General features: G+C 72.4%; 12 protein-coding genes. 2 read left to right on the top strand and 10 right to left on the bottom strand.

All coding sequences use genetic code 11. The annotated features are described in order from the left end of the window. Positions 1 to 7: 7 nt before the first annotated feature. The gene (locus JT723_RS20255; RefSeq protein WP_205046124.1) at positions 8 to 361 is read right to left on the bottom strand and encodes a DUF6204 family protein; all 354 of its coding nucleotides are present in this window, start codon (positions 359 to 361) and stop codon (positions 8 to 10) included. A 61-nt stretch (positions 362 to 422) separates the two neighbouring features. Next, positions 423 to 1,259: an alpha/beta fold hydrolase gene (locus tag JT723_RS20250; RefSeq protein WP_205046176.1), complete on the bottom strand. Its 837-nt coding sequence runs from the start codon at positions 1,257 to 1,259 to the stop codon at positions 423 to 425. 75 nt (positions 1,260 to 1,334) lie between these two features. Here JT723_RS20250 and JT723_RS20245 point away from each other — a divergent pair, with 75 nt between their 5' ends. Then, a complete protein-coding gene (locus tag JT723_RS20245) occupies positions 1,335 to 1,934 on the top strand; it encodes a sigma-70 family RNA polymerase sigma factor (protein WP_205046123.1) in 600 nt (199 codons plus the stop codon). Positions 1,935 to 1,946: 12 nt separating this feature from the next. Here JT723_RS20245 and JT723_RS20240 read toward each other — a convergent pair whose 3' ends face one another. The 8 genes from JT723_RS20240 to JT723_RS20205 all read right to left on the bottom strand — a co-directional run bounded on the left by JT723_RS20240 (position 1,947) and on the right by JT723_RS20205 (position 9,796). Next, on the bottom strand, positions 1,947 to 2,612 hold the full coding sequence (locus tag JT723_RS20240) for a TOPRIM nucleotidyl transferase/hydrolase domain-containing protein (protein ID WP_372441342.1): 666 nt from the start codon (positions 2,610 to 2,612) through the stop codon (positions 1,947 to 1,949). A 66-nt stretch (positions 2,613 to 2,678) separates the two neighbouring features. After that, positions 2,679 to 3,569 carry a DUF6807 domain-containing protein gene (locus tag JT723_RS20235; protein WP_251513181.1) on the bottom strand — a complete coding sequence of 297 codons (891 nt, stop codon included), beginning with the start codon at positions 3,567 to 3,569 and terminating at the stop codon, positions 2,679 to 2,681. After that, a complete protein-coding gene (locus JT723_RS20230) occupies positions 3,566 to 4,696 on the bottom strand; it encodes a Gfo/Idh/MocA family protein (RefSeq protein WP_205046122.1) in 1,131 nt (376 codons plus the stop codon). The genes JT723_RS20235 and JT723_RS20230 overlap by 4 nt, the downstream gene beginning before the upstream one ends. Beyond that, complete coding sequence (locus JT723_RS20225; protein WP_205046121.1) at positions 4,689 to 5,342, bottom strand: DUF624 domain-containing protein; 654 nt, start codon at positions 5,340 to 5,342, stop codon at positions 4,689 to 4,691. The genes JT723_RS20230 and JT723_RS20225 overlap by 8 nt, the downstream gene beginning before the upstream one ends. Before the next feature lie 5 nt (positions 5,343 to 5,347). Further along, on the bottom strand, positions 5,348 to 6,244 hold the full coding sequence (locus tag JT723_RS20220; protein ID WP_205046120.1) for a carbohydrate ABC transporter permease: 897 nt from the start codon (positions 6,242 to 6,244) through the stop codon (positions 5,348 to 5,350). Beyond that, positions 6,241 to 7,212 (bottom strand): carbohydrate ABC transporter permease, encoded by a 972-nt coding sequence (locus JT723_RS20215; RefSeq protein WP_205046119.1) that lies wholly within the window; start codon positions 7,210 to 7,212, stop codon positions 6,241 to 6,243. Before JT723_RS20215 ends, JT723_RS20220 begins: the two co-directional genes overlap by 4 nt. Before the next feature lie 47 nt (positions 7,213 to 7,259). Continuing rightward, positions 7,260 to 8,570: an ABC transporter substrate-binding protein gene (locus JT723_RS20210; RefSeq protein WP_205046118.1), complete on the bottom strand. Its 1,311-nt coding sequence runs from the start codon at positions 8,568 to 8,570 to the stop codon at positions 7,260 to 7,262. Positions 8,571 to 8,737: 167 nt separating this feature from the next. Next, positions 8,738 to 9,796, bottom strand: coding sequence for an enolase C-terminal domain-like protein (locus tag JT723_RS20205; protein ID WP_205046117.1), 1,059 nt, complete (start codon positions 9,794 to 9,796; stop codon positions 8,738 to 8,740). Between the two features lie 1,276 nt (positions 9,797 to 11,072). Here JT723_RS20205 and JT723_RS20200 point away from each other — a divergent pair. Then, positions 11,073 to 13,514 (top strand): polysaccharide lyase family 4 protein, encoded by a 2,442-nt coding sequence (locus tag JT723_RS20200; RefSeq protein ID WP_205046116.1) that lies wholly within the window; start codon positions 11,073 to 11,075, stop codon positions 13,512 to 13,514. The last annotated feature ends 32 nt before the right edge of the window (positions 13,515 to 13,546 follow it).

Raw genomic sequence — 13,546 nt, 5'->3', positions numbered from 1 at the left:
CGGCCTCTCAGCTCTTCCCCGCGGCCCGGCGCTGCCGCTTGCCCAGCGGGGCCAGGGACAGGTCCTCGGCCTGGGACCTGAGGTTCTTGTACCCGTAGCCGCCCTCGCCCAGCCACGCCCTGGCCGCGTCCTCGGCCCGTTCGGTCGCGATCAGGATGTCCTCCTCGTCCTCCCCCACGTCCTGGAAGCGGAAGGTGAAGGCCGCCCGGGCGGCGAGGTCGTAGCTCATATGCCCCTCTGCGGTGAAGGCGGCGTGCAGCACGTCGTGCTCCGCCGCCTCGGCCAGCAGCCGCGCGCGCTGCTCGGGGGTGAGTCCGTCGAAGACACCGCGGACAGTGACACGGAAGGTGCGGGTGCTCATCGCTCGACCCTAGAGGGCGCCCGGTGCGGGGCAAACCGACTTTTCCGCCCGGCGCCCGCGGTTACCTCCCGGCGCCGAGGAAGGCCGCGGTCGCCGCGGTGAAGGCGGACGGGGCGTCGTGCCAGGGGTAGTGGCCGGCGGAGGGCTGGACGGTGACGGTGGCGGCGGGGAAGAGGGCGGCCACCTCGCGGGTCGTGGCGGGTGGGCTGTTCAGGTCGAACTCGCCGGTCAGCAGCACGACGGGGGAGCCGAAGGCGGCGAGTGCCGCGCGGGTGGCCCCGGGGGTGAAGGCGTCGCCCGCGCCGAAGAGGGCGACGGCCTCGGTGTTCTGCGGGCGGCCCAGGGCGTGGTGGGCGCGGGCCGCCGCGTCCCAGCGGCCGTAGAAGAAGGGCGTGACCGCCTCGAAGCCGGCCGGCTTCCCCGCGGTGAGCGCGTCGAGGGCGGCGGACGCGGCCGGGAACCACGGTTCGTGCGCGCGCAGGGCGGCGACCGCGCGGCGGGCCTCGCCGGTCACGGTGATGCCGACCGCCCGGGTGCTGGGGCCGATCAGGGCGAGGCTGCGCAGGCGGTGCGGGTGGCGGGCCGCGTACTGCATCGCGGTGTTGGTGCCGCCCGAGTGGGCGAGCAGGTCGGCCCGGGGGAGCCCGAGGTGGGCGCGCAGCGCCTCGACGTCCTCGACCTGGCGGTCGCTGCGGTAGGAGGAGGTGTCCTCGGGGACCGCGGAGCCGCCCGTGCCGCGCGGGTCGAGCAGCACCAGCCGGCGGTGGGCGGACAGGCCGCCCAGGTCGCCGAGGTAGCGGGCGTCGGTCGGGCCGCCGGGCAGGCAGAGCAGCGGTTCGCCCTCGCCGGTCACGCGGTAGGCCAGCCGGTTTCCGTCGGGTGCTGTGAAGGTGGGCATGGCCGCAGTCTGCCAGTCCATAACCGGGTTGTACAACCAGGTTATAATCGGGGGGCTCAGGTATACACCCCAGATATGGCCAAGGACATGGACCGCGAGCCCGACACCCTCACCGAGGAGCAGGCCGCCCGGATGCTCGCCGACATGAACGAGGTCATCCGCGCCGGCGAGGAGATGCGCAGGCTGCGCACCGAGACGATCAGGATCCTGGCGGGCCTCGGCTGGACGCAGGAGCGGATCGCCCGGATCTCCGGGATGAGCCAGCCCGCGGTGTCCAAGCAGGTCGCTGCGTCCCGCACCGGGCAGCCGGCGCCGCCGCCCGGCCTCGACCTCGATCTCGGCCAGGGCGACGCGCCCTGGCTGGAAGGGCGGCTGTGGGCGCTGGCCGAGGAGATCGCCGGGAGGGTCGAGGCCGCCGCATGCGGGCGTTGCGTCGACACCCTGGCACGGGGCCGGAAGCACTTCACCCCGCAGCACGTCGACGAACTGCGCCGCCTGGTCGAGGAGGACCTGCGGCAGCACCGTACGCGGCTGCCCGGCAGCTACCGGGCCGCGTACGACACGATCAGCCGCGGCCTCGACCTGCCCGCCCCGCATCCCCCGGCGGCGGCCCCGGCGTCCGTGCGCCGCGCCCTGGCCCGGCAGATCCAGCGCGACCGGCTCAAGGAAACATGAGCCGGGCGGGGCTCACCCGTCCCTGAGCAGGCTGCGGAGCAGGCCGTCGAGCGGCGCGGGCACCGCGTCCTGGGGCAGCGCCGCCACCAGGACCCGGCCGTAGCGGATCTTGCGGCCCTTCTTCGTCCCGAGGAAGCGCCGCAACTGCGCCTGCGCCGTACGCCCTTGCTGCGCGGGCTGGTTCAGGAAGGTCTGCAGGGCACGCAGGTCGCCCTCCGCCCTGATCAGCTCCGCCACCCGGTCCGTGCCCAGCGCCCGGATCAGCTCGTCCTCCAGGTCGGCCGCGCACACGAAGAAGTCCCGCCCGTCCGCGCCCGAGGCATCCAACGCACGGGCGTAATAGGGGTGTTCCCGCTCGTCGCACAGCCCCGCCAGCCGCAGGCCGAGCCCCTGCGGCCCCAGCAGCCGGACGAAGCGCCCGACGCTCATCGCACCGCCCATCGGCAGCACGCACACCCCCTCCGCCGCCAGGTCCCTGCCGCGCCGCTCGGCCAGCGCGTCCACCGCCGCCGCGTCGCTCGGCCCCTCCAGCAGCACGGCCACCCGCACCGGCAGGCGTACGGCCAGTTCGCCCGCGGGTCCGCCGTCGCCGCCTGCCGCCCACGCCGTGACCGCCCGCCGGAAGTCCGCCATACCGGCCGTGCCACTCCTGCCGGCCGTGTCACCCGAGTCAGCCATGCGCCGAGTCTGCGCCCCTTCCCGCCGCCGCGGTACGCAATTTCCGCCCGCGGCGCCCCCGCCCGCTCACCCGGCGGCGCGCTGCCGCAGATGCTCCGCCACCTGCCGCGCGTCCCAGGCCGCCGACACCACCGTCACCCGGTGGTCCCAGGCCAGCCGCTGACCGGCCGCCAGCGTGAACTCCTCGTGGAAGGCCCACGACGGGTTCACGATCGGGTAGGGCTCGCTGCGGACGAACCAGTGCGTCGGCGGACCGCCCTCGCCCGCCGCCGCCTCGAAGACCAGCGTGGTGCCTGCCCGGCTGCGGAAAGCCAGCCAGGGCGCGGCCGTCCCCATCATTGCCGCGCCGCCGCGGCCGTCGGGACCCAGCACGGTGCCGCCGGTGAAGGCGGGGGAGCCGCGCCAGGTCAGGCCGCTGTAACCGGCCAGCTCACGGCCGTTGGTGGTGGGGCTGCCGAATCGCAGCGGCTCGTCCCGCAGCCCGGTCAGCTCGGTGCGCCACACCAGCTCCCACACCTGCTCGCCGAGCACCGACGCGGTCACCGTACGCCGCTCGCCGACCCACGGCTCGCCGCCGCGGCTCAGCCAGGTCAGGCGCTCGGTGAAGCTCCCGGTGCCGATCGCGTCGAAGCCGTCGTGCCGCATGGTCCCGTGGTTGTCCAGGTCCGTGTAGCCGCCCGCCGCACGCAGGTACGTGCCGCCGCCCCAGAAGTTCTGGCCCGACAGGTAGGAGGCGGTCATCTGCAGGCCCTTGTGCCACAGGTGGTCGGCCGGCCGGTAGTCGGTGACCGCCTCGCCCGCCAGTGTCCGCAGCGGGTGCACGTACGGCTTGGGCGCCTCGCTCGGCTCCGGGTCCGGCGCGTGGACGTACCGCAGCAGCCGCACCCCGGCCGCCTCCACCGTCAGGCACGCGCCGTCGTCCCACGTCCTCAGGGGTGTGCCCGCCTGCGTCGTCACAGCTCGCGGCCTCCGCCGTTCATGGCGGCGTGGAAGGGGTCGCCGGGGCCGATCTCGCCGGCCTTGACCGTGGTGTCGGTGAAGGCCGACTTGTACAGCGCGGCGGCCAGCTCCAGGCTGGTGCGCCCGTCGGCGCCGCTGGCGCGCGGCCGGCGCCCGGCGCGCAGGTCGGCGACCAGCGGGCGCAGCTGCGCCAGGTGCGAACTGGGCACGTCCTCGCCCATGTCCCGCCACGCGGCCACCTCGGCGGGCGGCACACCGGGTGCCGGGGTGATCCGCCAGTCGCCGTTGGAGTGCCGGTAGAGGTGGGTCAGCTCCACGGTGGCGCGCTCGCAGTCGATCCTGATCCGGCTCATCTCGTGCGGGCTGACCACGCTGTTGACCACGGTGGCCATCGCGCCGCTCTCGAAGCGCACCAGCGCGGTGGACACGTCCTCGGTCTGCACGTCGTGCACCAGCCGCCCGGTCATCGCCCGCACCTGCGACCACGGGCCGAGCAGGTCCAGCAGCAGGTCCATCTGGTGGATGCCGTGGCCCATGGTCGGACCGCCGCCCTCGGCGGCCCAGTTGCCCCGCCAGGGCACCCGGTAGTAGTCCGCGCCGCGATACCAGGTCGTCTGGCAGTGGGCGACCAGCGGCCGGCCCAGCGCCCCGCGGGCGATCAGCCCCCGCACATGGTCGGCGCCGGAGCCGAAGCGGTGCTGGAAGACGATCGCCGCGTACGGGCCGCCCTCGCCGCCCTCGGCCGCCTCCATGGCCGCGTACTCCTCCAGCGAGCGGCACGGCGGCTTCTCGCACCACACCCACGCGCCGGCCCGCAGCGCCGCCGCGGTCTGCTCGCGGTGCACCGCCGGCGGGGTGCAGATGCTCACCAGGTCGGGGCGCTGCTCTTCGAGCATCGTGCCGAGGTCGGAGTAGGCGTGCGGCACACCCCGGTCGGCGCAGAAGGCGCGGCAGGCCGCTTCGTCGATGTCGAAGGCCGCCACGACCTCCACCCCGGCGCCCAGCGCACGGTAGGCCGGCAGGTGCGCCTCGCGGGCGATCGCGCCGGTCCCGGCGATCGCGACCCGCACCGGGCGGTCCCGCAGCGGCCGGCGCGGCACCTCGGGGGTCAGGGGCTCAGGCATCGGTGTCCTCCGGCGTGTCCGCCTTGCGATTGCGGGCGACGACCGCCGACACGGCGAAGGCCAGCGGCCCGGCCATGAAACCGGCGAAGGCCGGCACGATGGCGACCAGCGCGGCCGTGAAGGCCATCGCGGTCACCACCAGCGGCAGCGTCGAGGGCATCGAGCGGGCGTGGTCCGCCGCGGCGCGGACCGCCTCCCGCCAGGAGAGCCCGCCGCCGTCGGCCCGGCAGGCCGCGGCCAGCAGCACGAAGCCGGCCAGCAGGCCGCCGAGCAGCACCAGCGCCGCGGCCTCCAGCGCATACCCGGGCATTCGCGCGCCGAGGACGACATGCACCTCGAACCAGGTCAGCGCGGCGACCGCGAGCAGCACACCCTCCATCGCGAGGCCGGCCGCCAGGTCGCGGCGGACGACGGTGGTGAAGGTGCGCCACAGCGGCAGTTCGCGCTTGCGGTGCCAGCCCGCGACCACCTCGGCCGCCGCGCACCACGCGGCGCCGGCCGTCACGACCGGCAGCGAGAAGAGCAGGAAGAGCGCACCGACGGCCATCGTCTCGGCCGCCGTCCGCACCTGCTCGCCCCGTTCCGGGCTCAGCGCCCAGCCGGTCCGCGGCCGGTGGCGCGCGTCCTGCGATCCCTGCAGAGCCATCCGCGTCATCCCTTCAGACCGCTGGACGTGGCCCCGTCGACCAGCAGCCGCTGGAAGGCGAGGAAGAACAGGAACACCGGCAGCAGCGCCAGGATCGACATCGCCATCATCGGCCCGTACGACGTCGCGCCCGTCTGGTCGACGAAGAGCGAAAGCCCGATCGGCACGGTGAACTTCTCGGTGTCGTTGAGGTACACCAGCTGCGTGAAGAAGTCGTTCCAGGTCCAGATGAAGCTGAAGATCGCGCTGGTGATCAGTGCGGGGCGGGTCAGCGGCAGCAGGATCCACAGGAAGGTCCGGTAGGGGCCGCAGCCGTCGATCCTGGCCGCCTCGTCGATCTCCCGCGGGATGCCGCGCATGAACTGGACCATGAGGAAGATGAAGAAGGCCTCGGTGGCCAGGAACTTCGGCGCGACGATCGGCAGGTCGGTGTTGATCCAGCCGAACTGCTTGAAGATCGCGTACTGCGGGACGATCAGCACGTGGTAGGGCAGCAGGATCGTCACGACCATCGCGGCGAACAGGACCGACCGACCGCGGAACTCCAGCCGGCTGAAGGCGTACGCGGCAAAGGAGCAGGACAGCAGGGTGCCGGCCACCGCGAGCACCGAGATGACCAGGGAGTTGACGAAGAACTTCCCGAAGGTGACCCCCGGGTTGGCGTGCCACCCGTCGGGGAAGTTCTGCAGCGTCCAGTGCAGCGGCCAGGGCCGGTTGGACGTCACGATCTCGGTGGCCGGCTTGAAGGACGTGCCCAGCATCCAGATGACCGGGTAGACCACCACCAAGGCGATGGCGACGACGCCGACGTGCCACAGCACCGTACGGCCGGTGCGGCGCCCGGAGCTGGCGCGTGCGGCGGCCTTGCGGCCGGGCAGCGCGGGTGCGGTACGAGCACTCATCGGTTCCCTCCGTCCCCGTAGAAGACCCAGACCCTGGAGACCTTGAACATCAGCGCGGTCAGCACCGCGACGGCCGCCAGCAGGACCCAGGCCATGGCCGACGCGTAGCCGAACTGGAAGTCGGTGAAGCCCTTCTGATACAGGTACAGCGTGTAGAAGAGCGTGGAGTCCGCCGGGCCGCCGGTGCCGCCGCTGATCACGAACGCCGGGGTGAAGGCCTGGAAGGAGTTGATCGTCTCCAGCAGCACGTTGAAGAAGATCACCGGCGACAGCAGCGGCAGCGTGACGTGCCGGAACCGCTCCCACTTGTTGGCGCCGTCGACGTCCACCGCGTCGTACAGCTCGGACGGTATCTGCTTCAGCCCGGCCAGGAAGATCACCATCGGCGCACCGAACTGCCAGCACGCCAGCAGGATGATCGCCGGCAGCGCCCAGCTCGGGTCGTTGATGAAGTCGGTCTTCGGCAGGCCCAGCGACGCCAGGCCGTTGCTGACCGCGCCGCCCTGCGAGAACAGCGAGCGCCACACCAGGGCCACCGCCACGCTCGTGCCCAGCAGCGAGGGCAGGTAGAACAGCGACCGGTACATCCCGATACCGCGCCGCTTGCGGTTCAGCAGCATCGCGACACCCAGTGCGAGCGCCAGCTTCACAGGTGTCACCACGACCACGTAGATCAGCGTGACGCGGACCGAGTGCATGAAGCGCGGGTCGGCCGTGAACATCTGGTGGTAGTTCGCGAAACCGACCCACTTCGGCGACTGCAGCAGGTCGTAGTTCGTGAACGACAGGTACAGCGAATAGACCAGTGGCCCGATGGTGAAGATCGCGATCCCGGCGAACCAGGGCAGCAGAAATACGTAACCGGCGGTTCGATCGGCGAAGCCCTGCTTCCGGATCGTGCGGTGTTCCTTCGTCGCAGGCGTCGGCGACGCCGATGCCTGCCTGTCAAGCCTGGCCGTCGAACTCACCAGCTTCCTCCTTGTGTTCTTCCCTCAGGCCACTGCGCTGCCGGCCGTCAGCTGCCGAGGATCTGCTCGGCCTGCTGCATGAACGACCCCGCGCCCGCCTCCGGGCTCTGCTGGCCGAAGCTGACCCCGCCGTAGATCCGCTGCATCAGGGTGATCAGCTGGCCGTCGCCCTTCGGCGGCGCCGCGGGGGTGGCGGCCAGCTGCGAGGCGTTGGCCGCCTCGAAGTCGGCCACGACCTTGTCGTTGCCGGTGGCCGTGGCCGCCAGCTGCTGGCGCACGGCGGTGTTGGGGAACAGCCCGCGGCTGGTGCCCAGCGCCGTGCCGGCCGCCTTGTCGTTGACCAGGAAGCTCAGCAGCTTCGCCGCCTCCTTGGGGTGCTTGGACTTGGCGTACACCGACAGCAGCATCGACGGCTTGGCGTACATCCCGGTCTGCCCGCCGATCGTCGGCAGCGGCACCAGCTGGAGCTTGTCCTTGGTCGCCGCCGCGTGGCTGGCGAAGATGCTGTCGTAGTCCCACTCGGCGGCCGCGGTGCCCTTGGCCAGCGGGTCCTCCGCGGGGCCGTTGATGAGGGTCGCGGTCTGGTTCGCGGGCGTGGCCGCACCGGACTTGCGCAGGTTGTCGCACATCGTCCAGAAGGCCGTCAGGTCGTCCTTGCCGAAACCGAGCTTGCCGTCGGCCGTGTAGAGCTGCTTGCCCTGCTGCAGCAGCCAGGACTGGAAGGCCGCCCACGTGGTGCCCGGGTCGCTGATGCCGTACAGCTTGCCGCCCGACTTGGCCTTCACCTCGGCGCCGAAGGTCGCCACGTCGTCCCACGTCCAGCCGGCCTTCGGCACGGCCACCCCGAGCGCTTCGAGCTTGGTGACGTCCACCACGAAGCTCTGCGTGGCCTGGCCGAAGGGGATCGCCACCTGCTTGGCGCCCTCCTTGCCACTGCCGGCGAACTTCGGGTCCAGGCCGGAGATGTCCACCGCGCCCGGACCCGCGGCCAGGTCCAGCAGAGTGTTGCTCTGCGCGTACTGGCTCTGGTTGCCCCAGTCGATCTGCATCAGGTCCGGGGCGCCGCCGCCGGCTATCTGGGTGGCCAGCTTCTGGTTGTACGGCCCGAAGGTCGCGTACTGCGTGCTGACGGTGATGGTGGGGTTGGCCTTCTCGAAGGCCGCGATGGCGTCCTGGGTGGCCTTGGCCCGGGAGGCGTCGCCCCACCAGGAGAAGGACAGCTTGACCTTGCCGCCGGAGCCGCCCGAGCCACCGGAGCCCCCTCCACACGCGGTGAGCGAGAGCGACGCGACCACGGCCGCGGCAACGGCAGTGACCTGGACCGAGCGGCGGTGCGCGGTGGTGGTACGGGATTTCATGGGAGGTGCCTCTCTGCGAAGTGCTGGGGGATACGGGGGTGATCGGCGGGCTGTTTTCGTGAGGTTCGCAGGCGGTTCACGCGGTGTGCGGAAAGCGCTTGCAGACGGGACGTCGGCGAGGGCGGCCGACCGGGGGCCGGCGGCCGGGCGGATTCAGGACGTTCCGGTCACCACGACCTGACCGTCTCGGCGGCGATGTACTCCAGGTCCAGGTGCTCGCCGAGCCCCGGCTCCTGGCTGAGGTGCACGAAGCCCTCCGCGTCGATCGGGTCGACCGCCCGCGTCAGGTGCGGCGGCACCTCGTCGAAGTCGTGGAAGGGGTGGAGCAGGCCGCGTTCGTACCAGCGGCTGTTGGAGACCGCGCCGAGCACCGCCAGGGTGCCCGCGCCCCCGCCGTGCATCTCGCAGTCCATTCCGAACGCCTCGGCCAGGTGCACGGTCTTCAGCGCCGGGCCGATGCCGCCCGCCGTCGGCACCCCGACCCGCAGGATGTCGCAGGCGCCGGCCGTGATCCACTCGGCTCTGGCCTGCTGCCGGCCCTCGACGCTCTCCGGGCCGATGACCAGGGTGTCTAGCTGGTCGGAGAGCCACCGGTAGGACTGCGTGGAGTACTCCTCCATCGGCTCCTCGAACCACAGGAAGCCCAACCGGTCCAGCGCACGCCCCAGTTCCAGGGCCTGCGACCTGCTGTACCAGTGGTTCGCGTCCAGCATCAGCGGTACGTCGGGGCCGACCGCCTCTCGGACCGCGGCGCAGGCCCTGATGTCCATCGCCACGCTCGGCGCGAACGACACCGGCGGCATCCAGGTGTGCAGCTTGACCGCGTGGTAGCCGTCGGCGACCAGCTTCTCGGCGAAGGCGGCGTAGTCCTCCGGGGTGGCCAGGCCGCCCGGGATCTCGTCACCGCACATCGTGCTGCCGTACGCCGGGACCCGGTCGCGCATGCCGCCGAGCAGCTTCCACACCGGGAGCCCGAGGCGGCGCCCCGCCAGGTCCCACAGCGCCTGCTCTACCACGGCGAGCGTACGGTCCCCGAGGGTGCCCGCACTGCCCCGCTGCCGCCTGGCCAGCTCCTGCCACAACCGTGAACGGTCGAACGGGTCCTGCCCGACCAGCACCGGCCGCACATGCCCGGCCAACTGCGCCTCACCGGCATGGGCCGCGTCGGTCAGGCAGTGCCCCTCGTTGCCCTCGCTGTCGGTGACCGTGAGCAGAACCCGCTCCACACCCCGCCGTTCACCAGGGTGAGCGTGCCCATCGGAATCGCTCACCAGCCCGGTCGTCGTGCGGAACAACCGGGCCGACACCGCCACGACCTGGGTGGGAGCTATACCGGACACCATAGCGCCCCTCATTTCGTCCATGTGAACGTAGTTCATCGCTCTAGATGCGTTGGGACGCTACGGGGACTCCGTCGGCAACGTCAATAGGCTGCGTTGAATCGATTTTGCAACGGCGGAGCCCCTCACGTCGAGAGGTGCGCCACGATTCGCCGGTCGGCGTTCGCCGACCGACGACCGGCGTCTGACCGGGGCGTAGGCCGCGCAGGCTGGGTTGATGCCCGCGCCGCCCCGCGCCCAGCCGCCCCCGCCCCCGGCGGCGGGGCGGATCCCGCGGCGCGGGGGCGGGTGGATGCGCGATGAATCGATGCAGAGCCCCTTCGCAGGTGGCGGGCCATGCCCCCGACCCGCGCCCCGCCCCGGTCGCCCCCGCCCCGGCCCCCCTCGCCGCGGGGGCTGCCCGCCCCGCTCCCCGCACCCGTGGGCGAGTGCCCCTTGCGGCGGGCGGCCCGCTTCCGTGCGGTGGGGGCCGGCCGCGCAGTTCCCCGCGCCCCTGAGGGGGCGCGTCTTGTGGTGGGGGGCTGGCTTCCGCGTGGTGGGGGTTGGTCGCGCAGTTCCCCGCGCCCCTGAGGGGGCGCGGCCCTGCCGCAGAGGGCAACCATCAGGGGCGCGGGGAACTGCGCGGCCAACCCGCACTGGCGGAAAGGGGAGTGCTCGCCGCACGGGGCAGCCACCCAGGGGCGCGGGGAACGGCGCGACCAGCCCCCACCGGGGGCAAGGGGAGTGCTCGCCGCACGGGGCAGTCAGCGGCTTCGTTCAACCGATTCAATTGGGCGGAGAGCCGGGTGGCCAGCGGGAGTGGGGGAGTGGGCGAGCCGCGTGGGGCGGAGGAAAGGGCGGGTGGGTGGGGGATCACCCTCGCGCGTGCGCGCGGTAAAGGTCGCCGCGATGGCCTCCTGACCTGGAAGGTTGGTCGAGGGGCGCGCCCTGAGCGCACAGGGCGAGCCCGGCGGGGGCCGCCGCCGCCCCATGCGCGCACCCCGGCCCCGGGGCTTCTACCGCACGCCTCTTCCCATCCGTAGACCCACTCGCTAGCTTTGTCGCCTGCAAGCGCTTGCTACGTTTCAATCGCCGATCCGGCACTCCGCGCCGCCGTGCGCCCCCACCGGCGTCGACGCCCTGCCGTCCGTGTTCCCACTGTCCTGCAGCACGAGGAGCCTTGATGTCCTGGCAAGAAAGCCATCTGAGTCGTCGATCCACGCTGGGTCTCATCGGTGCGGGCGCGGCAGCGACCGTCCTGGGCGCGGAGGGCACCGCATCCGCGGAGTCCCCGGCACCCGCGGCCCCGGCCGCGGCGCAGGGCGCGGCCCACGGCGCCGGCCCCGCCGGCGCGGTCACTCTGCTGATCGACGGCAAGCCGGCGAAGCCCGGCAGCTACGCCTTCCCGGCCGACGCCGCCGAGGTCGTCCTCGACAACGGCCTGGTGCGCTTCACCTTCGGCCGGGACGACGCGGCCGGCGGGATCGTGACCGGCTGGACCGACACCTCGATCACGGCGACGTCCGTCGTGGTCGACGGCACGGAGCTGGCCCACAACCTCAACGGTGTCGACCCCCGCGACCCGGACCGCCAGCACTCGTTCTACATCGACGCGGCGGGCGGCAAGTCCCGGCTGATCTGCGGCGAGGTCAAGGTCGTACGGGTGACCCGGGACCTGGTGGAGATCGCGTTCGTCGACCTGACCAGCGACCCGCTGCGGCACGAGCACCACCTGATCATGCGCACCGGCAAGCGCGGCCTGTACGGGTACAACATCCTCACCGCCACCGCGGCGACCTCGATCAACGAGATCCGGATGAACACCCGGTGGGACCGCAGCATCCTGGACCACTGCTACAACTGGGAGCGCGGTACGGGCCAGCAGCCCACGTACGCGTACCTGGCCCTGCAGGAGCGGGTCGGTGACGAGACGTGGCGGGTGGACGGGGTCAACAACCCGGACCTGCCGTCCCCGGACAACAACGCGGGCGGCACCAAGCCGGGCGACGTCTACACCAAGTACGACTGGAGCCTCTACCACTACCAGAACCCGATGTTCGGCCACTACGGCAACGGGTTCGGCGTGTGGTTCACCCCGCTCAGCGGGGTGTCGGACCAGACCCTCGCCGGTTTCTACGGTGTCGGCCCGCAGCGCCAGGACCTGGCCATTCACCAGGACGCGCTGATCCTCAACTACTTCTCACCGAACCACTACGGTGTGCCCAGCTACAGCCTCCCGGCCGGCTACCGGCGGCTGTACGGGCCGTGGTTCAGCTATGTGACCGTCGGGGACCCGCGCCACCCCGAGGGTGTGATCGACGAGGCCGCCCGTATCGCCCAGCAGGAGATCGAGGAGAACCGGGCCGGTTCCAGCTGGGTGGACGACCCGCTGTACCCCTCGCCCAAGCAGCGAACCACCGTCACCGGCCGGATACGTATCGCCGACGGCCGCCCGGCCGCCAACCTGTGGGCCCTGCTGAGCACCCAGGACACCGACAACGTCTACAGCATCCACGAGGCCACCTACTTCGTACGGACCGACGAGAACGGGTCGTTCACCATCCCGGGCGTGCCCCCGGCGTGGCAGCCCGGGACCACCGACGCGGGGACGTACTCGCTGTACGTCTTCGCCGCCGACGGCTCGATCACGGACCAGTACAAGCAGACCGGCATCTCGCCGCGTGGGACCCGGCACAACCTCGGCACGATCACCTGGGCGCCGACCCAGCACTCCACCTTCCTGTGGCAGATCGGCCGGTCCGACCGCTCCGGCGGCGAGTTCGCGCTCGCCACACAGTCGCCGGCCGAGCCGCTGCCGCGCGACTACTTCAAGCCCGGACTCGTGCCCGCGGTCCTGGACTTCACCGTCGGCCGGGACTGGGAGCCGGAGAGCTGGTACTACGCCCAGACCAAGTCCGGTGTCTGGAAGGTTCACTTCCCGCTGGAGACGGCCCTCGACGGCACCGCCTACCTGACCGTGTCCTCCTCCATGCAGGGCAAGCCGCCGGTGGTCACCGTCAACGGCACCGCTGCGGGCATCGTCGGCTCGCTGCCCAACGGCGGCGACTCCGGCATCTCCCGGCAGGCCGACCGCAGCGCGGTGCGGGTGCTGTCGGTGCTGAGCTTCCCCGCGTCGCTGCTGACCGTCGGCGACAACACCGTGGAGTTCACCTACGGCAACGGCGTACCGCCGGTCGACGGCCCCAACCCGCCCTCCGGCGGCTTCGGTTGGGACACCCTCGTGCTGGAGGTGGACGGCACGCAGCCGGCCAGGCCCGCCCGGCTGGCGGGGAAGGTCACCAGCCTCGGCACCTCGCGCGGCATGACGACCTGGCGGGTGGAGGTCGCCAACCACGGGTCCGGCCCCGCCAACGACGTACGGCTGGACGCCGTGGACTGGGCGGACGGCCGGCGAGGCGGCCAGGACCGGCCCGCCGTCCAGGGCGCCGACCCGAACGCCTTCCCGGTTCCGGTCGCCGCCGCGATCCCGCCCGGCGGGTCCGCGTCGGTGACGGTGACCACGCACGGCAGCCGCCCGCCCGGCGGCTCGGGCGCGCTGGAGTTCGGCGTCACCGCCAACGGCGGCCGTACCCGGACGACCGCAGGCGGCCACCCCGGGCACTGAGTGTGCAGGGGTCCGCCCGCCCGCCTTGCCGC

This window comes from Actinacidiphila bryophytorum (assembly GCF_016916835.1).
GTDB lineage: Bacteria > Actinomycetota > Actinomycetes > Streptomycetales > Streptomycetaceae > Actinacidiphila > Actinacidiphila bryophytorum.
This window is presented reverse-complemented; position numbering and strand designations above follow the sequence as displayed.

What these genes read in the sequence shown, in the direction of transcription:
- JT723_RS20210 (WP_205046118.1), bottom strand. Translation starts at nt 8,570, where the DNA reads ATGAAATCCCGTACCACCACCGCGCACCGCCGCTCGGTCCAGGTCACT.
- JT723_RS20250 (WP_205046176.1), bottom strand. Translation starts at nt 1,259, where the DNA reads ATGCCCACCTTCACAGCACCCGACGGAAACCGGCTGGCCTACCGCGTG.
- JT723_RS20225 (WP_205046121.1), bottom strand. Translation starts at nt 5,342, where the DNA reads ATGGCTCTGCAGGGATCGCAGGACGCGCGCCACCGGCCGCGGACCGGC.
- JT723_RS20240 (WP_372441342.1), bottom strand. Translation starts at nt 2,612, where the DNA reads ATGGCTGACTCGGGTGACACGGCCGGCAGGAGTGGCACGGCCGGTATG.
- JT723_RS20200 (WP_205046116.1), top strand. Translation starts at nt 11,073, where the DNA reads ATGTCCTGGCAAGAAAGCCATCTGAGTCGTCGATCCACGCTGGGTCTC.
- JT723_RS20245 (WP_205046123.1), top strand. Translation starts at nt 1,335, where the DNA reads ATGGCCAAGGACATGGACCGCGAGCCCGACACCCTCACCGAGGAGCAG.
- JT723_RS20255 (WP_205046124.1), bottom strand. Translation starts at nt 361, where the DNA reads ATGAGCACCCGCACCTTCCGTGTCACTGTCCGCGGTGTCTTCGACGGA.
- JT723_RS20230 (WP_205046122.1), bottom strand. Translation starts at nt 4,696, where the DNA reads ATGCCTGAGCCCCTGACCCCCGAGGTGCCGCGCCGGCCGCTGCGGGAC.
- JT723_RS20220 (WP_205046120.1), bottom strand. Translation starts at nt 6,244, where the DNA reads ATGAGTGCTCGTACCGCACCCGCGCTGCCCGGCCGCAAGGCCGCCGCA.